At 52.4% G+C, this 22074-nt stretch carries 24 protein-coding genes and 1 riboswitch; of the genes, 6 read left to right on the top strand and 18 right to left on the bottom strand.

The annotated features are described in order from the left end of the window. Positions 1–135: 135 nt before the first annotated feature. From dapB to DCCM_RS11215, 5 genes are all read right to left on the bottom strand, one after another. The gene (dapB, locus tag DCCM_RS11195; RefSeq protein ID WP_104372576.1) at positions 136–939 is read right to left on the bottom strand and encodes a 4-hydroxy-tetrahydrodipicolinate reductase; all 804 of its coding nucleotides are present in this window, start codon (positions 937–939) and stop codon (positions 136–138) included. Between the two features lie 503 nt (positions 940–1442). Next, positions 1443–1712, bottom strand: coding sequence for a YlmC/YmxH family sporulation protein (locus DCCM_RS11200; protein ID WP_104372489.1), 270 nt, complete (start codon positions 1710–1712; stop codon positions 1443–1445). Positions 1713–1768: 56 nt separating this feature from the next. Next, a complete protein-coding gene (locus DCCM_RS11205; RefSeq protein ID WP_104372490.1) occupies positions 1769–2104 on the bottom strand; it encodes a hypothetical protein in 336 nt (111 codons plus the stop codon). Positions 2105–2257: 153 nt separating this feature from the next. Further along, a complete protein-coding gene (locus tag DCCM_RS11210; RefSeq protein ID WP_104372491.1) occupies positions 2258–3523 on the bottom strand; it encodes a M16 family metallopeptidase in 1266 nt (421 codons plus the stop codon). A 103-nt stretch (positions 3524–3626) separates the two neighbouring features. Beyond that, positions 3627–4370 carry a polysaccharide deacetylase family protein gene (locus tag DCCM_RS11215; RefSeq protein ID WP_231702749.1) on the bottom strand — a complete coding sequence of 248 codons (744 nt, stop codon included), beginning with the start codon at positions 4368–4370 and terminating at the stop codon, positions 3627–3629. Between the two features lie 314 nt (positions 4371–4684). On the opposite strand from DCCM_RS11215, the gene DCCM_RS18325 reads away from it, so the two are divergent. Beyond that, complete coding sequence (locus DCCM_RS18325; RefSeq protein WP_128739143.1) at positions 4685–4888, top strand: hypothetical protein; 204 nt, start codon at positions 4685–4687, stop codon at positions 4886–4888. Between the two features lie 65 nt (positions 4889–4953). On the opposite strand, the gene DCCM_RS11220 is transcribed toward DCCM_RS18325, so the two are convergent. From DCCM_RS11220 to cobK, 8 genes are read right to left on the bottom strand one after another with little or no spacing between them, the layout of a single operon-like run. After that, complete coding sequence (locus tag DCCM_RS11220) at positions 4954–6162, bottom strand: GspE/PulE family protein (protein WP_104372492.1); 1209 nt, start codon at positions 6160–6162, stop codon at positions 4954–4956. Positions 6163–6177: 15 nt separating this feature from the next. Next, positions 6178–7257 carry a 3-dehydroquinate synthase gene (aroB, locus tag DCCM_RS11225; RefSeq protein WP_104372493.1) on the bottom strand — a complete coding sequence of 360 codons (1080 nt, stop codon included), beginning with the start codon at positions 7255–7257 and terminating at the stop codon, positions 6178–6180. After that, positions 7258–7776: a shikimate kinase gene (locus DCCM_RS11230; RefSeq protein ID WP_104372494.1), complete on the bottom strand. Its 519-nt coding sequence runs from the start codon at positions 7774–7776 to the stop codon at positions 7258–7260. A gap of 41 nt (positions 7777–7817) precedes the next feature. Then, on the bottom strand, positions 7818–8978 hold the full coding sequence (gene aroC / locus DCCM_RS11235; RefSeq protein ID WP_104372495.1) for a chorismate synthase: 1161 nt from the start codon (positions 8976–8978) through the stop codon (positions 7818–7820). Continuing rightward, entirely contained in the window at positions 8978–9868 is an 891-nt protein-coding gene (locus DCCM_RS11240; RefSeq protein WP_104372496.1) for a shikimate dehydrogenase, read from the bottom strand. Before DCCM_RS11240 ends, aroC begins: the two co-directional genes overlap by 1 nt. Before the next feature lie 6 nt (positions 9869–9874). After that, the gene (locus DCCM_RS11245; protein ID WP_104372497.1) at positions 9875–10399 is read right to left on the bottom strand and encodes a YqeG family HAD IIIA-type phosphatase; all 525 of its coding nucleotides are present in this window, start codon (positions 10397–10399) and stop codon (positions 9875–9877) included. A 1-nt stretch (position 10400) separates the two neighbouring features. Beyond that, positions 10401–11009 (bottom strand): molybdenum cofactor guanylyltransferase, encoded by a 609-nt coding sequence (mobA, locus tag DCCM_RS11250; protein ID WP_104372498.1) that lies wholly within the window; start codon positions 11007–11009, stop codon positions 10401–10403. Continuing rightward, positions 11006–11788, bottom strand: coding sequence for a precorrin-6A reductase (gene cobK, locus DCCM_RS11255; protein ID WP_104372499.1), 783 nt, complete (start codon positions 11786–11788; stop codon positions 11006–11008). Before cobK ends, mobA begins: the two co-directional genes overlap by 4 nt. A gap of 100 nt (positions 11789–11888) precedes the next feature. Between cobK and DCCM_RS11260 the strand changes: the two genes are divergently transcribed. After that, complete coding sequence (locus DCCM_RS11260; protein WP_104372500.1) at positions 11889–12326, top strand: sigma-70 family RNA polymerase sigma factor; 438 nt, start codon at positions 11889–11891, stop codon at positions 12324–12326. Here DCCM_RS11260 and DCCM_RS11265 read toward each other — a convergent pair. After that, positions 12301–13584 (bottom strand): DUF2225 domain-containing protein, encoded by a 1284-nt coding sequence (locus DCCM_RS11265; RefSeq protein WP_128739144.1) that lies wholly within the window; start codon positions 13582–13584, stop codon positions 12301–12303. The genes DCCM_RS11260 and DCCM_RS11265 overlap by 26 nt on opposite strands. 300 nt (positions 13585–13884) lie before the next feature. Here DCCM_RS11265 and DCCM_RS11270 point away from each other — a divergent pair, with 300 nt between their 5' ends. The 4 genes from DCCM_RS11270 to DCCM_RS11285 all read left to right on the top strand — a co-directional run bounded on the left by DCCM_RS11270 (position 13885) and on the right by DCCM_RS11285 (position 18220). Then, positions 13885–15369, top strand: a complete 1485-nt coding sequence (locus tag DCCM_RS11270; RefSeq protein WP_104372502.1) for a recombinase family protein — start codon at positions 13885–13887, stop codon at positions 15367–15369. Positions 15370–15425: 56 nt separating this feature from the next. Continuing rightward, positions 15426–15782, top strand: a complete 357-nt coding sequence (locus DCCM_RS11275; protein WP_104372503.1) for a sigma-70 family RNA polymerase sigma factor — start codon at positions 15426–15428, stop codon at positions 15780–15782. 194 nt (positions 15783–15976) lie between these two features. Continuing rightward, positions 15977–17266, top strand: a complete 1290-nt coding sequence (locus DCCM_RS11280) for a UDP-glucose dehydrogenase family protein (protein ID WP_165792123.1) — start codon at positions 15977–15979, stop codon at positions 17264–17266. Positions 17267–17485: 219 nt separating this feature from the next. Further along, positions 17486–18220, top strand: a complete 735-nt coding sequence (locus tag DCCM_RS11285) for a phosphatase (RefSeq protein WP_104372505.1) — start codon at positions 17486–17488, stop codon at positions 18218–18220. A gap of 90 nt (positions 18221–18310) precedes the next feature. On the opposite strand, the gene DCCM_RS11290 is transcribed toward DCCM_RS11285, so the two are convergent. The 4 genes from DCCM_RS11290 to DCCM_RS11305 all read right to left on the bottom strand — a co-directional run bounded on the left by DCCM_RS11290 (position 18311) and on the right by DCCM_RS11305 (position 21706). Beyond that, positions 18311–19450: a glycosyltransferase family 4 protein gene (locus tag DCCM_RS11290; RefSeq protein WP_104372506.1), complete on the bottom strand. Its 1140-nt coding sequence runs from the start codon at positions 19448–19450 to the stop codon at positions 18311–18313. A gap of 23 nt (positions 19451–19473) precedes the next feature. After that, complete coding sequence (locus tag DCCM_RS11295; protein WP_104372578.1) at positions 19474–20163, bottom strand: zinc dependent phospholipase C family protein; 690 nt, start codon at positions 20161–20163, stop codon at positions 19474–19476. A 243-nt stretch (positions 20164–20406) separates the two neighbouring features. Continuing rightward, positions 20407–21177 (bottom strand): AIR synthase related protein, encoded by a 771-nt coding sequence (locus tag DCCM_RS11300; protein ID WP_165792124.1) that lies wholly within the window; start codon positions 21175–21177, stop codon positions 20407–20409. Then, positions 21149–21706: an ECF transporter S component gene (locus DCCM_RS11305; RefSeq protein ID WP_207655587.1), complete on the bottom strand. Its 558-nt coding sequence runs from the start codon at positions 21704–21706 to the stop codon at positions 21149–21151. Before DCCM_RS11305 ends, DCCM_RS11300 begins: the two co-directional genes overlap by 29 nt. A 102-nt stretch (positions 21707–21808) precedes the next feature. Continuing rightward, positions 21809–22003: riboswitch (cobalamin riboswitch) on the bottom strand. Positions 22004–22074 lie beyond the last annotated feature (71 nt).

The raw sequence follows: 22074 nt of genomic DNA on the forward strand, positions 1-22074 counted from the left end.
CTCCTCTTGACCTTCGTTCATATTTTACCACCAATATATGAACCTGGGTGGTGAGTGGTGCGCAATACGGATATCCTTTAAAATTGGGAATTTTGCCACCGGTTGTATTACATTTTATAATTTAATCCGGATACTTCACCGTTCAAATATGATATTCTCCAATCCGTACACAGCCTCTTCCAATCCCATTACCCGCCGCACCGCCAGCAGCACTCCGGGCATGAAGGATTCCCGGGAAATGGAGTCATGACGGATGCTTAAAGTCTGCCCCAGCCCCCCGAAAAGCACCTCCTGGTGGGCCACAAAGCCGGGCAAACGCACACTGTGAATACGAATGCCGCCCTCAAACTCTCCTCCCCTTGCTCCGGGTATTTTCTCCACTTCCAGAGGCGAACCCTGCTTGAACTCTCCCCTCATTCCGGTAATTAATTCGGCTGTTTTTACAGCTGTGCCGGAAGGCGCGTCAAGCTTCTGGTCGTGGTGCAGTTCAATGATCTCAACATTGGGGAAGTATTTGCAAGCCTCGGCGGCAAAACGCATCATCAGCAGAGCGCCTATGGCAAAGTTGGGAGCGACTATGCAACCTGTCCGGAATTTAGTGGAGGTATCCTTTATTCTTTGAATTTCCTCCGGGTTAAACCCCGTGGTGCCCACCACAGGCCTGACCCTTCTCTCCAGGGCTATCATTGTATTTCCATATACCGTGCCGGGAGTGGTAAAGTCCACCATCACATCGGGCCTGGCGCTCTCCAGAGCCGATGTCAGGTCGGATTTAACCTCCATGCCGATGGAGCCGATACCCATCAGCACCCCCGCGTCCTCCCCGGCGGCCTGGGGATCAACCGCGGCCATAAGCTCAGTGTCATCGGCATTCCAGATGGTTTTAAGAACCTCCCGGCCCATCCTGCCGGCGGCTCCGTTTACCAGAACATTAATCATTGGCAACCGGCGCTTGAAAAAAGCTAAACGCCGTTCTTTCCTCCTTCCTGAATTTATATTAATTTTATATATTGCTATGGGTTGTAGTGATACATGGTAAAGTAAGTACAACCTTAATTTTCATATATTGATTTTAATATGTCAAGAAAAATTGGACATCCCGGCATATTTACAGGTTAAGCGGAAACACGGTTTTAGACCTTTTTCCGTTTACAATTCCCGGGAAGGAAAAAATTGCCCGGGTATATACCGTTTTTTTAAAATATATTAAATTTAATTATCCTTATTGTATACAATAAGCAGAAAATACATATGCACTTCCCTGCCTCAGACAATCCGGAAAGTAATGGTTAAAATCAAATTAATCACCACAAGATGCATTTTAAACAACCAGCTAATACACCGTATTCATTAAACCGCTGTTAGTGTGCCATTCTATCAGGCCGGCACCCGGCAGATTAAAAATAAATCCCGTAGAGGTTTTTCCTTTACGGGATTGTTCTTTAAACCGAATAGCGGTGAAAATTAAGATTGGCCTGGTCAATATCCACTATAATCACTTCATGGCCAATCTTCTTCACTGATTCCCAGGGAATCACCATATGCTGCCGGTCCACCCAGAAGTTAACAATATTATTTCGGCGGGGAATAATAATCGATCTCACATGCCCTGATTCGGTATCGATAGCCATGTCGCTTTCCCCTATAACACCCAGCCTGGCGCCGTTGAAGATGTTAATAATCTCCTTGCCTGCAAGTTCCGCCATACGCAACGTCAATCACCTCGCAAGTAATGAGGAGTTGTCCGGTATCCCCGGATTTACGACCCCTAAAATCTCTGTTTCAACTGCCACAGCCTGAGTAAAAAGGGCTGAAAAATAGCCAGCACAAAGGACAGTGTGGCCAGAGGCTCCAGTTGTATTTTAAGGAAGCCGATTCTTTCAGGGGTTTGAATTTCCATAAAGGAAAACAGCATCACCAAAGAAAGGTAAATTCCCCCCGCTGTGCCGATCAGGTTGGACAACGCCTGGGACAAAGGGGATGATTTGGTTTCAGAACCGTCCCAGGCCCTTTCCTTCAGCGCTTTAATCCTTATCCGCTCCCTTAACGATAAAACCACAAAGGCCAGCACCACCAGCGCAAAAATAATTGAACTGATATACATTGTCCCACCCCCGGTAGAATTATATTGGACAGGGATGGAATTTATGCCGCCGGGAAGCCAAAAAAAGAAAAAGAAGGACATAATTTCCCCGGAGGTATGGCGCGCCCAATAAAAAATCCCGGCGTTGAACACCGGGATTTTTATACATTGTGCTCATGAAGAGGCCCTGCCCACCGCATTCTCCAATAGCTTGCAGTCATCCCACGGCCCCACGCTGGCTATGGAAAACAGCTCGGGACGCAGCATCTCATTGGCCAGCTTGATTATATCATTGCCTGACACCTTTTCCACCCTGGCCACGATATCCTCCGGCGGAACAACCTTGCCCAGATAAAGCTGGGACTTGCCCAGCCTGCTCATGCGGGTGTTAACGCTTTCCAGACTTAAAAGCAGATTACCCTTCAGCTGGTCCTTGGCCCGGCGAAGTTCCACTTCGGTAACACCGTTTTTCTGTATATCCCTTACCTCTTTAATTATCAGATCCATGGCCGGTTCCAGGTTTTGTTTGGACAGTCCCGCGTAAATGCAGAACAGCCCGGCATCATGATATGAACTGTGATAAGAATAAACAGAATACACCAGGCCCCGCTGTTCCCTGATTTCCTGGAACAGTCTTGAACTTAATCCTCCGCCCAATATGGTGTTGACCAGCTGAAACACGTAAATATTCTCGTGATCCAGCGGCAGTCCCGGGGCGCCGGCACAAATATGGACCTGCTCGGTATCCTTGCTCCTGCAGGTTATTTCCCTCTTCGGAGACGGCTCCGTTAAAATCCTTGGAACAACGGTTCCCCGCACTTTATCAAAAGCCCTCTTTATCTTTTCCCCCACAGCGTCATGGTCGATGTTTCCGGCCACGGAAATCACCATGTTGGCGGGAATATAGTGTTTTGAATAATAGGCTATTATATCATCCCGGGTCATTCCCCCGATGACCTCCGCCTGCCCGATGATGGGCCTGCCCAGGGCGTGGCCCTGCCACAGGGTGCTGGTGAAAACATCATGCACCAGTTCATCCGGGGCGTCCTCGTACATTTTTATTTCCTCTATTATTACATTCTTTTCCCTGTCGATGTCCGGAGAGGCGAAACGGGAACCAAAAATCATGTCGGTAAGCACGTCCAGGGCCAGGTCAAAATGCTCGTCAAGAACCTTGGCGTAATAACATGTATACTCCTTGGTGGTAAAGGCGTTCAACTGCCCTCCCACCGCGTCCAGGGCCTCGGCAATTTGTTTGGCGGTACGCTTTTCCGTGCCCTTGAACATCAAATGCTCTATAAAATGGGAAATGCCGCTCACGGAAATATCTTCATCCCTTGAGCCCACATTTACCCAAACTCCCACCGCCACCGAGCGAACGTGAGAAACATCCTCTGTTAACAGGGTCACTCCGTTTTCCAGCGTGATTTTTCGAATCATTAAGAGCCTCCTCGATTTAGCGCAACTATGTTTAAGCGTTAAAACTTCGCTATTAAACAGCCATTTCCTCCAAAATATTAAAATAAAATGCTTTATATTACTTTTATTGCCGGAAACCGGCGCTTTCCGTCCGCATATGCTCCAGCATGCCGGATACCGTTACAAAGGAATAACCCTCTTCCCGGAGCCCTTTTATAATTTCCGGCAATGCCTTTACCGTGGGTTCCGTGGGATGCATCAACACTATTGAGCCGCTTTCCGCCTTCTGGACAACCCTCGCCACTATTGTGCCGGGGTCGGGCCGTTGCCAGTCAATGGTATCCACCGACCAAAGGATAGTGGTATAACCGGCTTCCTGGGCCGCCTGCAAAACCGCGGGCCCCCTTTCTCCGTAAGGAGGGGCGAATAAATCGGTCCTTACGCCGATAGCCTCGTAAATCACCCCTTCGGCTTTTTCAATCTCCTTTATATTGGCGGATTTTGAAAGACTATCCGGATGCGGGTGGGAATAACCGTGACTGCCTATTTCATGGCCCTGGAGGTGAATTTTTTTGGTTAAATCAGGAAATTTTTTAACCCATGTCCCCCCCATAAAAAAAGTTGACTTAACATTATTTTCCTTTAGGATGTCCAGCAGCCCGGGAATATACTCCTCTCCCCAGAAAACATTGAAGGTCAGGGCAATTTCCTTATAGCGGCTGTCCCCGTGATACACCGGTTGCCCCATGACAGGCTGAGTGCGGCTGTTGTACAATGATACCAGCCCCCCTCCAAACAACATGGCGGCTAAAGTCATATACAGTATTTTTCTTTTAAGCGTTCGCCTGTTGAAAACATAAAAGCGCAATCCCAATACACTCCTTTCCTATCCAACATAATTAAAACTATGCGCTTTTACATCTCAACATGGCAAAAATATTTGCCCCGCGGTTTATCCTGTTATTATTTGATTTAACCGGGGGGGGAAATGTGCGTAAATATTAAAATTTTCCCGGCGCAAAAATACCGCCGGGCAGCCGGCGGTAAAACAATTGCCGGGAAATAACAATGGAAAGGTTGAGGCCCTTGAAAGTCAATGTTGAAATTACAGGAAGCATTCCCCCCAACAACTTTGGTAAACCCGGCTGACCGCCTGAAGGCTGTACTTCGGTCCGGAGTCAATTGTCGCACCAGTACAAATTTGTAGAGGCACTATTACAGTGGTACTTTGGAGAGCAGGTGAGCACCAGTTACCGGTATGATGAAACCGTACCGGGCGTTATAATTAATATTAACGGGGAAACTATCCTGGAGGACGCCGGTTACAGGATTAACACCGATCTTTTAACAAAACACCTTGAAGATATGGGCTTAAAGCGGCAGTAAATTCATTATAAAGCCGGGGGCACCCCCCGGCTTAAATTTCACTTTCATTTTTCACCGGCAGGAAACTACTCCCTGCCTGTAACTCTCCTTACTTCCCGGGCGGTGGTCAGACCTCTCTCCACCTTTTCCATGCCGTCCCCGAATAAAGTGGCCATTCCCCTGTCCATGGCCGCCTTGCTGATTTCCCTGGACGAGACGCCCTTTGCCAATAGCTCCCTGACAGGGTCGTCCACCAGCAAAACTTCCTGGATCCCCACCAGCCCCCTGTAGCCCGTGCCGCCGCAATCAGGGCATCCCCCGGCGGGCTCCGGATTTTGACAATCCCCGCTTGCCACCGCGCATCGTCCGCACCTGACCCTGCACAAACGCTGGGCCACAGCCCCTATCAGCGAGGAAGACACCCGGTAGGGCTCAATACCCATTTCCAAAAGCCTGGTCAGCGCCCCGGCGGCATCCCCGGTGTGCAGGGTGCTCAGCACCAGATGGCCCGTACCGGCGGCCCTGACGGCCAAATCGGCGGTTTCCCTGTCCCTGATTTCTCCCACCATGATGATGTCCGGATCCTGCCTCAGCACGGCCCTCAGTCCCACCGTAAAATCAAGTCCCGCCCTGGTATTGACCTGGGTTTGATTAACGCCTTCCAGCACGTATTCCACCGGGTCTTCCACCGTCATAATATTGCTGTGGCCGTTTCGCAAAGATTTCAGCATGGCATACATGGTTGTGGTTTTGCCGCTTCCGGTGGGACCGGTAATCAGCAGCAACCCATTGCCCGACATCATCCGCCTGATTTTTTTCATGTTGCCGGCGGAAAACCCCAGCCTGTCCAGTTCCAACAGGGGTCCGTGCCTGTCCAGCAGGCGAATAACCACCCTCTCGCCCTCAATGGTGGGCTGGGTGGAAACCCTCAAATCTATCCGGCGCTCCCTATAACTTATGGTCGCCCTGCCGTCCTGGGGCAATCTGCTCTGGGCAATATCCATTCCGGAAATTATTTTTACCGCGGACACCAGGGGAAGGCTTGTTTCACCGGCAAGCACCCCGGCTTCCAGCAGCAATCCGTCAATTCTAAAGCGAATCTTCAATCCCCGGGGCCCGGGCTCCAGGTGGACATCCGTGGCCCTTGCCCCCAGCGCCCCATTCACAATAAAGTTGAACAACCCCGACATATCGGCATCGCCGGGGCGGAATTGGTGGATATCCGGCAACAGGGAAAACTCCGGGGACTCCCCCAAATCAATTTCTGTTTTTTCGAAGAAATACTCCCCTGCCATGCTATCCACCTGCCGTTAACCCTTTAAAGCTCCGGCTATATCCTTGCCGGAAACATCCCTGACAATTTCCACCCTGCCTATTCCGGTGGGAAGTACGAAGGTCAGCGCTCCGGAAATAACCTTTTTGTCCCGCCTCAGCAAATCTATTATCCGCTCCCTGTCCATATTTAAAGGAAGCTTTACCGGAAGGCCGGCCCTAACCAGCAGCTTTTCAATCCTTTCAGCCGTCGATTGCTCCAGCATGCCAATATTAGCCGCCAGTTCAGCTGCCAGCGCCATGCCCAGGGACACAGCCTCCCCGTGGCGGTAAGTCTTGTATTCCGTAAGGGCTTCCACGGCGTGTCCGATGGTATGCCCGAAATTTAAAATTGCCCGGAGGCCCTGTTCGGTCTCGTCGGACTGCACCACCAGAGCCTTGATCCGGCAGGATTTTTCCACCACATATTCCATGGCGCCGGCTTCCAGCCCCAGGACCCTTTCGATATTGTCCTCCAGCCAGGTGAAAAAACCGTCATCCGCAATAACCCCGTACTTTATAACCTCTGCCAGTCCCGAGCGTATTTCCCTGGGATCCAGGGTTAAAAGGGTGTTCAGGTCGGTAAACACCGCCACCGGCTGGTAAAAAGCCCCGATGATGTTTTTCCCCGCCGGGTGGTTGACAGCCACCTTTCCGCCCACGCTGCTGTCAACCTGGGCCAGCAGCGTGGTGGGTATCTGCACGAAGGGCACACCCCTTAAATAAGTGGCAGCCACAAAGCCGGCCAGATCGCCTATCACCCCTCCGCCCAGGGCCAGCACCGGAGAACGCCGGTCCAGTTCCCTGGAAAAGGCCAGATCATAAAGCCTTTCCGCCTGGAAAAGACTTTTGTGCTCCTCCCCATCCGGAACCTCGCCCACCACCACCTCGAAGCCGGCGCCAACCAGGCTTTTAAACAGCGCCCCCCCGTACAGGCCGTATACCGTGGGGTTGCTTACAAGCAGCAGCCTGCGGCTGAAGTTGAATTTTTTCAGGCCGTCGCACAGGGAGTTTAAACATCCGGGACGGATGAATATGTTATAACTTCTGTCCCCAAGGCCCACTGTTATTTCAGACAATTAATCAACATCCTTTCTTAAAAAGGATACAATCCTTTCCACCGTTTCATCCTTGGACAAAGCCCCGGTATCCACGGTGAAGTCCGCGGCCTGACCGTATATTTCCTCTCTTTCCCGCATTAACCTTTGCACTGTCTCCAGCAGGGCTCCCCCATGGTTTAAAAGGGGGCGGTTGCGTCTTTTCCCAACCCTTTGCACTATTACCTCCGGGGGGGCGGTCAGCCTTACCAGCACGCCGTTTTTTTTAAGACTGTCCACATTTTTAGAGTCAAGCACGGCCCCGCCCCCGGTGGCGACAACCCTTCCCCCCTGAAGCGACAGCCTTTTAATCACCAGGGCTTCCTCGGAGCGAAACCGTATTAACCCGTGGCGGGCAAATATATCCTGTATGGTTTTCCCAGCCACCCTTTCTATTTCCGCGTCGGTATCAATAAATTCCAGCCCCAGACGCAAGGCCAGGCGCCGTCCCACCGTAGTCTTGCCCGTGCCCATAAAACCGATTAATACAATATTTTTCATCACAGCCTCCCATCCCCCGGCGGGGCAGCGAAAAAAAGGTATTAAAACCGCCCGACCCTTTCCAGGTAGAGTGACCATCTTTGTTTAATTTCTTCCAGGGTGTCCCCCCCAAATTTTTCCAGCACCGCCCGGGCCAACTCCCAGGCAGCCGCCGCCTCACCCACCACACAGGCGGCGGGGACGGCGCATATATCGGACCTTTCCACCGACGCCGTAAAGGGCTCCTTGGTGGCTATGTCCACACTCTGCTTTGGTTTGTAAAGGGTGGGAATCGGCTTCATGGCCGCCCTGACCACAACGGTCCCCCCGTTGGTCATGCCGCCTTCAATGCCGCCCGCTCCGTTGCTCTCCCTGTAAAAGCCCATTTCCGGGCTGTAATAAATATCGTCATGCACCCTGGAACCGGGCATGGCCGCCCCGGCAAAACCCAGGCCCACCTCAACACCCTTAATGGCCTGAATGCCCATCAGCGCTCCCGCCAGCCGGCCATCCAGCCTCTGATCCCACTGGACATACCCGCCTATACCCGGGGGCAGGCCAAAAACCCTTATTTCAAAAACCCCTCCCAGGGAATCCCCGGATTCCCTGGCGGAGTCTATGGCTTCCATCATTTTATTCTCAGCCAGCGGGTCCGGGCAATACAGCTCCGAAGCCGCCACCCTTTCCTCCAGCTGCTCCGGTGTTGCTTCAATCCCGGCTGAGGCCACCTTCCCGATGGCGGTTACCATGCCAACCACCCGCACACCCAGTTCTTCCAGCAGTCGCCTGGCCAAAGTCCCGGCCGCCACCCGGGCGGCCGTCTCCCTGGCGCTGGAGCGCTCCAGCACGTTGCGCATATCCCTGTGGCCGTACTTTATAGCGCCGGACAGGTCGGCATGTCCGGGCCTGGGTCTGGTAACAACCCTCTCGGTAAGTATTGCCCCGGGACCGGGATCCATAATTTTCTGCCAGTTGCTCCAATCCCTGTTCTCTATTCTGAGGCAAACCGGAGAGCCCAGGGTGTACCCGCCCCTGACGCCGGACAGCAAAACCGCCCGGTCATTTTCAATTTTCATCCGGCCGCCCCTGCCGTAGCCCCCCTGCCGCCTTTTCAACTGAACATCTATATACTCCCCGGTTACCGGCACTCCCGCCGGCAGGCCGTCCACTATGGCGGTCAGGGCCGGCCCGTGGGATTCCCCGGCAGTAAGAAAACGAATCATTAGGACACACACCCTTTTAATATTTTTCTCATCCGTTCCACCGGGGCCCGCACCCCGGTCCACATTTCAAAGGCCTGCACTCCCTGGTACAAAAGCATGCCCAGCCCGCTGCTGACACCGGCGCCCCGGCCGGCGCACCGTTTTAAAAACAATGTTTGCCGGGGATTGTAAACCAGATCCACCGCCAGATGCCCGGGGCCCAGCAAATGATAGGGAAATGGGGGCAAAGTATCCTGGTTCGGGTGCATGCCCAGGGTGGTGGTTTGCACCACCAGGGCGGAACCGCCAACCGCCTCTTGCCACTCTTTTTCCGGAGCTGAACCGCTGCCTGGCTGAGGATAGGTTCCCAATACCCCCGCCGGACAGCCTGTTTTACTTCTGACAAGTTCGGCCAACTCCCGGGCCTTGCCCGGTGAGCGGTTGGCTATAATTATACCCGAGGCGCCGGCCAGGGCCAGGGATACGGCCACAGCCCGGGCCGCCCCGCCGGCCCCGAGAATTAACGCCCTCCTGCCTGAAACGCTAAATCCGGCATCCTCGGCCAGCGCCCGGATAAAACCCGGCCCGTCGGTATTGTAGCCCCAGAGAAGTCCCTGCCTGTTCACCACGGTGTTCACCGCCCCGATCAGCGCGGCTTCCTCCGTTATGTGGTCCAGGCAGCCCAGCACCGCCTGCTTGTGGGGAACCGTTATATTAACACCGGCCATGCCCAGGGCTCTTACCCCGTCCACGGCGGCAGCCAGATTGTCCGCGGTTACCCGGAAGGGAATGTATGCCCAGTTCAGGCCCAGTTCCCTGAACCCGGCGTTATGCATGGCCGGGGAAAAAGAATGGGCCACCGGGTCGCCAAACAGGCCGCATACCCTGACGGTCCCGTCGATGTGTATCATTAATTGTCACACCTCCCCGCAGCCGGCAGGCGGATTCCGTTTAAGTCTTTTAATAATAAATCTTTCAAGCCTGCGGTTGATAAGTTCCGTAGCCCAGTATTCCTTTCCGGGCATGGGGGTAACCAGAATTGTAAACAATCCCAGCCTGTTGCCTCCCAGTATATCTGTAAATATCTGGTCACCAATAACCGCTGTTTCCTTTTGGGATGTGCCGATGGTTTCCATAGCCTTGAGAAAGGGTTTTTTTCGGGGTTTGACCGCCCGGCAGACGAAGGGCAGTCCCAATGCTCCGGTAAGGTTTTGAAGTCTTCTGGGACCGTTGTTCGATACGAAACACATTTTAAAGCCCCTGGCTTCAAGTCTGCCGAACCAATCCTTTATTTCAGCGGAAAAATCATCCACATCCCTTGGCACAACCGTATTGTCCAGATCGAAAAGCAGCCCGCGAATACCCATAACCGCCAGGCTGTCGATATCAATATGATGAACAGAGCCCACATACAGGTTGGGATATAAAAGTTTCCGAAACAAATTAAACCTCCCCGTCTTCCGACATGCGCCTGGCCTCCGCCAGTTCCTCAGGAGTATTCACATTGATGAAGCACCTGTCGGAACCGGCGCATTGTTCCATTTCCTTCCTGTCAATATATTTTACCCTTACTTCCGGGAAAAAGCCCCTTATATTATACTTTTTTTCCCTCAGCATATTTTCCGCCGGCCCAATGCAGCCCTTGCCGTAAACCGCGAAAAGCGGCTCAACATATTCCCCTTTCCTTGGTATTACCAGGTCGTAGCCCGGGGCATGGTCTAACAGGCATGCCATCAGTTCAGCCCGGACAAAGGGCATGTCGCAGCCTGTAACGAAAATATACGGAGTGCCGGCCGCCTTTAGTCCGGCGTGTATACCCCCCAGCGGGCCGCACCCGGGATATATGTCCCGGATAACCCGAACACCGGGATAACCGCGCTGATCAGCCTCCCCGGTCACCAGCAGCACCTGGTCAAAAAGCCGGAAAAGTTCATGCATCACCCGGTCCAGCATACTTCGTCCGCCTATATTTAAAACCGCCTTGTCGGTACCCATGCGGCCGCTTTTACCGCCGGCCAACACCACCCCGGTTACGGAGTTCATCTGTATCATTCCATTCGGCTGCTATCCAGAATTTTCCTCACGCATTCCAATACCTGTTCACAGGTTTCCGGCGCTCCGGGTTTTAGCGGCTGCTCCCTTTTTATCAGCACCACCGGTATTTTAAGGGCCAGGGCCGCCGTGATTTTAGTTTCCGTGCCGCCGGCGGACCCGCCGTCCCTGGTAACTATAACCCCGGCCTTATAGGCCTGAAACATGGCTTTGTTGAATTTAACGGAAAAGGGGCCGTGCAGGGCAACAATATCCCTGGGATAAATCCCCATATCCTGGCACTTTTTTATAACCCTGTATTCCGGAAGAACCCTCACCACCAGCCGTTTATTTTTCAAAGCCGGACATTTTAAAAAAACGTCCAGATTATTGCTGCCGGTGGTGAGAAAAATGGTTTCCCCGAGCTCCGCCGCCCTCCTGGCGGCGTCTTCCCAGGAATATACACAATAAACAAGATTATTAGCGGGGATTTTAGTTTCCTTCCGGTAAAACCTCAAGCAGGGTATCCCGGTTTCGGAACAGGCCGCGCCCAGCAACTGGGATAATGGGTTTTTAAAAGGATGGCTGGCGTCCACCACCAGGGATACACCTTTATTTCGCAGCAGTTGGGATATTTCCGGCTGATTTTCCGGAAGAAAAACAATTTCCTCCGCTCCTCCCCGTCCGGCAAGCTCCCCGCCATACTCGGTCTTCACCGACGCCGCCACCCGGTAACCCGCTCCTGTCAACATGGCTATCAGTCTTTGGGTCTCTCCTATACCGTACTGAACCAGTATCATTGTCCCACTCCACTTTAAGTTCTCTCCACAACCGGCCGGACATGCACCCAAAACCCCCGGAGCCCATAGTATTTATAGCAGCTTTAGGGGAGGGTGCGCTATGATATGCGGGTTATGGTCGTTATTAATATTATCGGTAATCAACGGGATAACATTGCTGGTTTCCTACATGGCCAACAACACGTTCCCCAGACCCCTGTCGGAAGATGAGGAGGCCAAATATATATCCTTGCTCCTACAGGGGGATGAAAAGGCCCGGGCTATTTTAACCGAGCACAACCTGCGCCTGGTAGCCCATATTGTGAAAAAATTTGACAGTAATAATGAAGAAACCGATGATTTAATCTCCATCGGCACCATAGGGCTTATCAAAGGCATCAACAGCTTCAAGCCGGACCGCGGTACCCGACTGGCAACATACGCCGCCAGATGCATAGAAAATGAAATGTTAATGACTTTTCCGCAACGTAATAATTTGGTATTAAGGCAATCTTACGCGGTCGGGCAAAGAGTTAATTGTTCATTTTCCGCTGTTTAAAATCCTGCCACCTGCTCCTGGCCATATTCACAATATATGGGTTTGATTCCCTGTGGGGGTGGATTACAATCTGTTTGAACCACTCCACCGCCTTTCCGGGTCTTCCCAGGCGGCCGTACAACTCGCCTATCAGATATATCAGGTTCAACTCGGCCCTGGGATCTGCGGAAGTCTCGTAATTATAGGCCTTTTCCAGGTACTCCAGGGCCTGTTTCATACAATCCTTTTCCTCTTTCTGCATCTCCTTCTGCCGGCAGAGACAGCTCAGCAGCATATACAGCCTGCCCATCACAGCGTTTTTAGCCCCCGCCAGGTTCTGACAGGTTATGGCCAGACGATAGGTTGATATGGCCTCGTCAATGGTCCTGACCCCCGAAAAATCCTGTTGCGAACGGACCTGAGGCAGCTGCTGGCCAACCAGCCTGGCCTTGGCGGGCCGTAATCTTTCCATTGAACTCTCGGGGAAGGCATACCCGCAGTGCCGGCAAACAACCACATAGTAAAAGGTTGGGTTGACCAGCCGATAGCGGGTGCACATATCCGTATCCACGCTCTCCTCCTGCACGCAGTCGGTTTTTGCCACCAGGGACGGACTTTCCTTGGCGCACAGCGGACAGATGAACTTCTTGCTGTAGGTCCATTTCAGGGTGTTTTCAACATAATTCCCCGTTTTCTCTTCGACCTTGTATTCTTCCCCGCCCGGGGCAAAATCTTCGGTTTTTTCTTTAAGCACCGGTCCTTCATTGGATATAACCGGCTTTTTCGGCGTTGTCTGGGAGGCTTCCGGGGACCTGGTGTAACTCTCTATTACATTTACCAGCATATTGTTGGTTTCCCGCACCCGCAGGCTCATGGTTTCCAGGAGCTTCAGGGCCGCGTCGGGGTTGGATCTTAAAAAATGAAGAAAGACCGTCCGCTCTATGTAAAAAAGAACGGTATCCTCCAGCGCCACGGCATCGGCCGACCTGGGCAGCCCGTCCATCAGGGCCATGTCCCCAAACATGTCACTGGCACCGGCGATATATAAGACGGTTTCTTCGGTGTCGGAAATTCTTTTGCGTATTTTTACCCGGCCGTTAACCACTATGTGAATGCTGTCGCCTTTATCGCCCTCTTTAAAAATCAGAGCGTTCTTTTTATATTGAGTAACCTTCGCCAGTTCGGCCATTTTTTCCAGAATAGCCGCCGGCAGACCGTTGAAGAGGTCCACGCCGGACAAAGCCTTGACTATAATCCCTAAAAGTGCTGGATTACTCACCTTGCTCCCCCTCAAGCTTATAACATAGAATTTTATCAATTTTTGTTATTGTTCGCTGTTGGATTATATTTCTCCTGCGTTAATAGTCCGCCTCATTATAAAATAGCTCTTTACACCGCTTAAACCGGGTTTTCGGACAAGATCCCGGGGCATAGGCTTAATACAGGGGGGGATGTTTGATGTCCGGGGATAAAACGGGACAGGGAGCAGTACTCGGTATTAATATTAAAAAAAACTGGCTGGAAGCCGCATACCGCCTTCTGGCAATAAAAGTTATAGAGGAATTGGAGCGTCTTAACAATGAGGACAGCCATTTATATCCGGGTAAGCACGGAGGATCAGGCCAGGCACGGCTACAGCCTGGCGGAGCAAAGGGAGGCCTGCGGCAAACGGGCCATGGAACTGGGAGGAAGGGAGATACTGGAATTTTGCGATGAAGGGGTTTCCGGGTCGACCCTGGAGCGGCCGGCCCTGTCGGATTTGAGGGAAGCGATTGGAACAAACCGGATTGACTGCCTGATTATCAGGGACCCGGACCGTCTTTCCCGAAGGCTGGCGCACCAGCTGCTGCTGTCCGAGGAGTTTGAAAAACACGGCGTTCGCATTGAATTTCTGGATTTCGAATGGAAGGATACCCCGGAGGGAAGGCTTTTTTATTCAATTAAAGGAGCCGTGGCGGAATACGAAAGGGAAAAAATAAGAGAGCGCATGTCCAGGGGAAAAAAACAAAAAGCCAGGCAGGGCGGCATTCCGGTGAATTTTGACGTATTTGGCTACGACTACCGCCCGGAGACCGGCAATGTATCCATAAAGCCGGAGGAGGCCCGGGTGGTGGGCAATATATTCACCTGGTATACCGAAGAGGATATCGGCATCCTTGGCATAGCCGAAAGACTGAATAAAATGGGGATTCCCACCAGAAGAAGGGTCCCCCGCTGGCACCGCCAGGTGATCCGTCAAATCCTCGGCAATACGGTTTACAAGGGACAATGGCGATATGGAAAATTTGACCGTCACACCGGACTGCCCCGCTCCCCCGGCCAGGTTATCATCATCCCGGTTCCGGCCATTATCGGACCGGATATATGGAACAGGGCGCAGGAAAAAATGGCCCGGGCAGGCAGAGTCTATTCCCGGGGAAGAAGCCGCTACCTGCTTTCCGGCCTGGTAACCTGCGGCGACTGCTTATTGCCCATGCACGGCTGTCTTGTCCACTGGTGGGGAAAGCCGGAGCGGCGGTATACCTGCCGGAGCAGTCACAGTAATAAGGATGCCTGCTGCCGGCCGGCCAAATTTATTCCGGCGGAGCCCCTGGAGCAGGCTGTCTGGCAACAAGTCAAAAAAAAACTCAGCGATCCCCTTGCCCTGGCCCGGGAAACCCGCTCCCTTATCCCCGCCGGAAATCAATTAAAAAAGGAGCTGGCCGGAATAAATAAACAGCTCAAAGAAACGGCCAGGGGCCGGAAGGCCCTGCTGGACGCCCTGGCCGCCGGGATTATCAATCTTGACGACGATATAAAAAACCGGCTGGAGCAATTGTTGAGATACAAAGACCACCTGGAAGAAAGCAGAGACCGTCTGGAAACCCTGATTGTGGACGCCGGTCCCCTGGAAGACGAAAGGCTGCGGACGGCTTCGGCCAGGGTGCTGTCCGGCCTGGACGAATTAAGTTTCAATGAAAAGAAAGCGCTGCTCCGGCTGGTGTTGTCGGATTTGCTGCTCACCGGCAGACCCCGGAAAAACAACAGCCAAATCACTGTAATACTCCGGCAGGACGATTGCTGAATATAGCCATTACATAATTTTTCCGTTGTATCAATGTCATTGGAATTGAAATATTAATGCACCTGCGCTATACAAAAAAGATGCGTTCGGAAATCTCTCTGTACGATCCCATCGGGGTTGACCGGGAAGGCAACGAAATAACCCTTATAGAAATACTGGGCACCCATGCCGAAGTGGTATCGGAAATGGCGGAACAAAATTTTGAACAAAAGCTTCTTCTGGAAAAAATAGAAAGATTGGGCCGGCGCGAAAAAAAAGTTCTGGTGATGCGCTTCGGACTGGACGACGGCACCAAAAAAACCCAGAGGGAAATAGCCCGCAAACTGGGAATCTCCCGTTCGTACGTATCCCGCATAGAAAAAAGGGCCCTGACCAAATTGATCAGGGAGTTAACCGTGGAAGGCTGCCAGTAGGCGGCCTTTTTCACTGTTACCTGAAATTAATAAAAATTTATCCCGGACCCCGTCAATATTTAAACTTTATCCTTTATCCTTAAGGTTTGAAGACACACCTTCCCGGCGGGAAAGTTAAAAATCATGCCTTATAACAATTTCCTGCGGGAATGTCCCCAAAACTTATAAACCACAGTGACGGGAGATGGAGCCGTATGCTTGTTTCGGTAATAGGGGCCGGGTATGTGGGCCTGGTGGCCGCCTGCTGCCTTGCCAATTCGGGCCACCGGGTTAAATGCGTCGAACATGACCGCTCCAAGTGCGAAATGCTTGCCGGCGGCTTATTGCCATTTTACGAGGAAGGCCTGGGAGATTTGTTGGCCAGGGGTGTTAAAGGCGGAAAACTCAGCTTTTCCACTGAAATAGAAAGCATAAAAAATACTGAAATAATTATTGTGGCGGTGGGAACTCCCTCCCGGCCCGACGGAAAAGTGGACCTTGGACAAATATTTGGGGTGATGACGGACATATCGGAACTGGCAACGGAACCGGTTACCCTTATAATGAAAAGCACCGTACCGCCAGGATTGGGCCTGCAGCTGCAGAAACGCTTCTTATTCCAAAAAAGCGGGAAGATCGCCTATGTTTCCAATCCGGAATTTTTACGGGAGGGAAGGGCGGTAAAGGACTGGTACCAGCCGGAAAGAATCGTGGTGGGCGCCGAAACCCCGGAGGCGGTGGAAACGGTAAAAAGTCTGTACAGTGATATAGAGGCCCCTTTTTGCGTGATGGACATATCCAGCGCGGAAATGGTAAAGTACGCCTCCAACGCCTTTCTGGCCACAAAAATCTCTTTTATAAACGAAATAGCAAACCTCTGCGAACTGGTGGGCGCCGATATTATCCCCGTGGCCCGGGCGGTGGGAATGGACGGCCGCATTGGCGGCAGCTTCCTGCAGGCGGGTCTGGGCTACGGCGGCTCCTGCTTCCCCAAGGATACCAAGGGGCTGGACTTTATATCAACCCTGAACGGGCACACCTTTAACCTGTTAAAAGCCGTGATAGAGGTCAATGCCCGCCAGCGCATACTGGCGGTAAGAAAGCTGTCACGGCTGCTGGACTCCCTTTGCGGGAAAAAAATCGCCATACTGGGGCTTTCCTTTAAGCCCGGCACCGACGATACCCGGGAATCCCCCTCTCTTGACATAATCCGCATGCTGGGGGACGAAGGGGCGGAAGTAACCGCCTACGACCCCATGGCCGTACTGCGCCAAAACGCCGGCCCGCTGCCTGAATTCACGCTGTGCGGGGATCCCCTGGCCGCTTTGACATCCAGTCATGCCGCGGTTATAACCACTGAATGGCGGGAATTTTTGGATATGGACTGGGAAAAAGCCTGGAAAATAATGAGCCCCCCCAGGGTAATACTGGACGGCAGGAACTGTCTGGACCCCCATAAGATAAAAAGTCTGGGTTTTCAGTACGCCGGCATGGGGAGAGCATAAAATTAACCAATTGCTAAAATAATAACACCTTTTCATTTAACATTGCCGTCCTATATTAAGGAAAAAGGCACACCCGCCCAAAATGCGACAGGGGACAATGCGACAGGGGACGGTTCTCAAGTGTCGCAAAATTTAAATCCCGGGGCGGGACACGTAAAACCATTACATCCTTTAACACTCTCACCCGGGAATGTCCCAACTTCTGAAAGGGGGATCTTTATGAGGCTGGAAGCCGATCTGCACACACATACCATTGCCAGCGGCCACGCCTTCAGCACTGTCAGGGAAATGGCTGAATATGCTTCCTTCATGGGGCTTAAGATGATCGCCATAACCGATCACGGCATTAACATGCCCGGCGGCCCCCACGAATACTATTTCAGCCAGATTGCAGGACTGCCGCCCAGTATTTACGGGGTGGAAATATTAAAAGGAGTCGAGGCCAATATTATCGATGGCAGCGGAAATCTGGACATGCCGGTTCGCCTGTTGCACGGCCTGGACATTGTACTGGCCGGATTCCACGCCGATACGGGCTACCAGGAAGGCACAGTGGAGCAAAATACCGGGGCTCTTATCGCGGCCATCAACAACCCTTACGTCCATATAATCTCCCACCCCGGCAACCCCGAATTTCCAGTTGACCTGGAAAAAATCGCCCAGGCCGCCAAAGCGGCCGGCAAAGCCCTGGAAATCAACAACAGCTCTTTCTATCTCAGCCGCCCTGGCAGCACCCCCCGCTGCAACCAGATGGCGCGAATAGCGGCCAGATATGAAACCATGATCTCGATTAACAGCGACGCGCACAGCTGTTTCGGTGTGGGCAATTTTGAAAACGCCCTGGAAGCGGCGGAAAAAGCGGGCATTAAACCGGGCAGGATATTAAACACCTCCATGGCATTGGTACATGAATACCTGACATCGTTACGTCACGGACTAAAAAAGATTTCCTGAGCGCTCCCGGCGCAGGGAATATTAAAACAACCTTTTTCCGGACAGCAAAAAAAGGGCTTTAACAGCCCTTTTTCTGATATTTCCCCTATTTCATGCCGATATCAGTTTATTCCCCCCGGCGATAGCCCGGCAATAGCCTTCAATCAGCTTGTTAAATACACTTTCCCAGGATTTTGTCAGGGTATAGGACCGGGCCTGGGAGGCCAGCAAGCTCCTCAGTCCTTTATTTTCAATAAGTTCCAGCACAGCCGCGGCCATGTCCCCGGGGTTGCGGGGACGGCAGGTCAACCCGTTGAACCGGTTAACCAGGTTTTCTTTTACTCCTCCGGAATAAGCCCCCACCACCGGCAGCCCCGAGGCCATGGCCTCCAGCACAACATTGCCGTAGGTTTCCGTGGTGGAGGGAAACACGAAAATATCGCAGGAAGCGTAAACCGCGGCAAGTTCCTCGCCGTGCAGGTAACCCGTGAAGGTGACGTTGGGCGGGGCTTCCCGTCTCAAAACGTCAGCCTGGGGACCGTCCCCGGTTATGACCAGATGGACATCCCGGTTGGCGGCATTTAGTATCCTCAAGGATTCCATCAGTATATCCAGATCCTTTTCCGGGGCGACTCTGCCCACATACAGCAAGAGGGTCTTTCCCGCCGCCCCCACCCGGTCCCCGAATAAAAAATCTCTTTTCCCGGGATTGAAAAGAGCGGTATCTATACCGCGCCCCCATATGTCCAGGCTGCGTATTCCTTTTTTCTCCAGCTGTTTTAGCGTGGCTTCCGAAGGACAGTAGTTGATGAGGCACTGATTATGAAACCAGCGCATGTATTTCCATACCCAGTTTGTTAAAAAGGCCAGCCTGTAATAAGAAAGGTATTCGGGAAAGTTGGTGTGATAGGAAGCCACAGTGGGAATCCGGTATGAGGAGGAGTATTTCAGACCGCACAAACCCATGGAGAATTCGGTAACCAGGTGAACAACGTCGGGCCTGAACTGCTCCATCAGTTTACATATGCCGGGATAACTGGGAAGGGCCAGTTTACACTCATGGTATACGGGCAGATCAAAACCCGGCGAAAAATTAAATTCAAAGGGGTACTTCCCCTGCAGGCCGGTATCCGGGGAAAGCACCAGGCACGGTATATCCCGGCAGGCAAGGGCTTCCGCCAGCCTTCCCACGGTGCGGGCAACCCCGTTTACCTGAGGAATAAAAGTATCCGTAAATATGGCAACTCTCAACCCTTATCCCCCTTTCCGGCATGTTAGAGCTGGTTGTAGAAATTCAGCAGAAAGCCCGCGGTGGTGCGCTGGGCCAGCGGCAGCAGTATTTCCGTGGCCCGGTGATAATCCCGGTCATTACCGTTGCTAACCAGGGCATAATGCTCTTTAGCCACCCTGGCGTTTTCGGCCACCCATTCCCCGGGGCTGTCCGAAACCTGGTATATCCCCCCGCTGTCCACCATATAGCCGGCCTTTCTCTTTTCCGCCCAGCCCTCGTAATCCCGGTGACCGCTGAATATCCTGCAGGAAGCGTGGTGAGGCACACACACATCCTGTACCAGGTGAGTAGCGGCCCCTAAAAAGAACATGGCCCTGGCGTGCTTTTTATCCCTCCACAGTTTCAGCGACCTGTTAAAAAACTCCAGGCACTTCACCGCGGCGCTGGGCCAGAGCCACATTCCCCCCCCGGTTTCGGGATCGTAGTGATGGCAAGTGCTTTTCAAACCTTTATCAATCCAGACCACACCGCTGTCCAACTGGCCGGCGAACATCCGGTAAAATTGCGCCGCCCGCCTATGACCATCGTTATGCAGTATCTGCCTTCCATTCTCGTTAATGAAAGTATGGGTGCTGCTGGCGCCCTTTACTCCCTGGACGGGAATGGGAGCGGCGGAAATATATTTTGTTGCGGTGGAAACGGACCAACTAAACATAGCTGTAACGTTTAACATAAAACACCCCGCAAAAATAAATTTCAACAATATTATCCGGTTTTCATGTAAAACGTTATTGAAATAAACATTAAATATCAGAAAGTTTTCCATGAATGTGTATTAAGAATAGCTAATCCGCCGCCCGTGACAAAGGCCCTCTTGCAATGCCGGAACAGCCCTCCATAAACGCAAACGATCCCTCCCGGGATCGTTATTTGAACATTACCGCCTTATAAATTAAATGTCCTGCCCGGGCAGTTGCTAAATTTTATATAAACCGCCCAATATCAAGAAGGGTTTTCCTGTTTTATCCGCCGCTGCTCTGAGAGCAGCCGGGTCACCCATGATCAGCAGGCAGGTTGAAGGACCGGCTGATTTGCGCAGGTCAATATCCGGCGGAATTTCCCGCCAGGATATTTGCAGCCCGTAAAGGCCGGCCAGGCTGCTCGCCTCATCAAATATTCCCCGGGAGCCAACCGGAACAATCTCCCGGATATCCGGGTCGTCCAGTAAAACGCAGGCAGTTTTTAAATCCACAATGTGCTGGTCGTCCAGGGTAACTTCACTGCCAACCTTTGGCCGGCCCAAAAGGGCTATCCCATCGCCCTCCCCAAGGCGTCCAATTCTTAAAGCGGATTTTTCAGCCAGTCCAATAACCGTTATCCCCACCCCGGACTGGGCGGTGGGAATGTTCTTTTCAGCGCTGCCGGTGAGAATATCCCCGGGCTCAATCCCCAAAACCCTTATTTCATCGGCTACGCCCCTGTTTATTTCTTCTCCGGTGGGCCGGGGCTCCACACAAAGAGTATTCACCACACAAACAGGCCATCCCCCCACCGCCAGAACCTCCAGCAGGGCCACCCTGGCGGTGAAACGCCCCAGAACATAGCCCGGCACCGGTATCACGTCGGCCTCCTTGGGACCGATTGCCCCGGCGGAATCACAGGCCACCACCAGTGCTTTGTTCCGGTCCAGATCAATAACGGTGGTATCCCGGTGCCGCCTAGTAATGGGAATTATTGATTGCCGCACCGGCTTTCTCCCTCCCGGTCTTAATGTAACTGTTTGGGAATAACCTGTTTAAGGCCTTAAAAACAACTCCCGCCAGGGCGATATTCAAAATGGAAGCCACAGTTAATGGAACCACCATGGCCAGGAAAAAGGCTTTGCCAAAACCCGGGATTGGCAAAAAAAGGCCATTTAAGGCAATACCGTTCAGCACTGCTCCGGCTGCCATCCCGGCCCAAAGGGAGTAGCGGGAAACCAGGGCAAAGAGTGCGGCAATACCGGCCATTCCTCCGGCAATAAGCAGGTGAATGGGTATTGAGAGTGGAAATCCGGCGGTCAGGGCAGTGAGCATATGTCCCAAAGCGGCTACAATGGCGCCATTGACCGGTCCCATAAGCAGGGCGGCCAGAAAACCGGGAAAGGAGTCCAGGGCCGGAGTGCCGATAATACTGGGGATTTTGATGTATGCTCCCACAGCTGACAAAGCCATAAACATTGCCAGGTAGGTCAGCCGCCGTGCCGGCCAGCGGCGGGAGAATGAATTTGGGGACATAAACATCTTCCTTTCTTTTGTTTAATAATTACTAACAAAAAAATCCCCAACCCTAAAAAGGCTGGAGATTTTTCCATCATCTCGCAAAACGCTTACCATAAGCGCGGCATACTCATCCTGGCAGGTCTCCTGGCTATCGGGTCATTGCTGGTTGCCGGGGCCTTCCCGGGTCAAACCCAGTGGCTGCCGGCAGCTTACCGACTACAGTGGCGGGACCGCGCCGGTTCCGAAAGTTGTCTCTTTCGCCCGGTCTTCCCTATTATCCCCATTGAGGGCACCTGGATGATTTATTCAACTTAAAACATAACTATCATATATTTATCTTTATGTCAATCGGGCATATGAGTCTTTTCCCCTCACTGTTTTGC

It is taken from the genome of Desulfocucumis palustris, assembly GCF_002933875.1.
Taxonomy (GTDB): Bacteria; Bacillota; Desulfotomaculia; order Desulfotomaculales; family Desulfocucumaceae; genus Desulfocucumis; species Desulfocucumis palustris.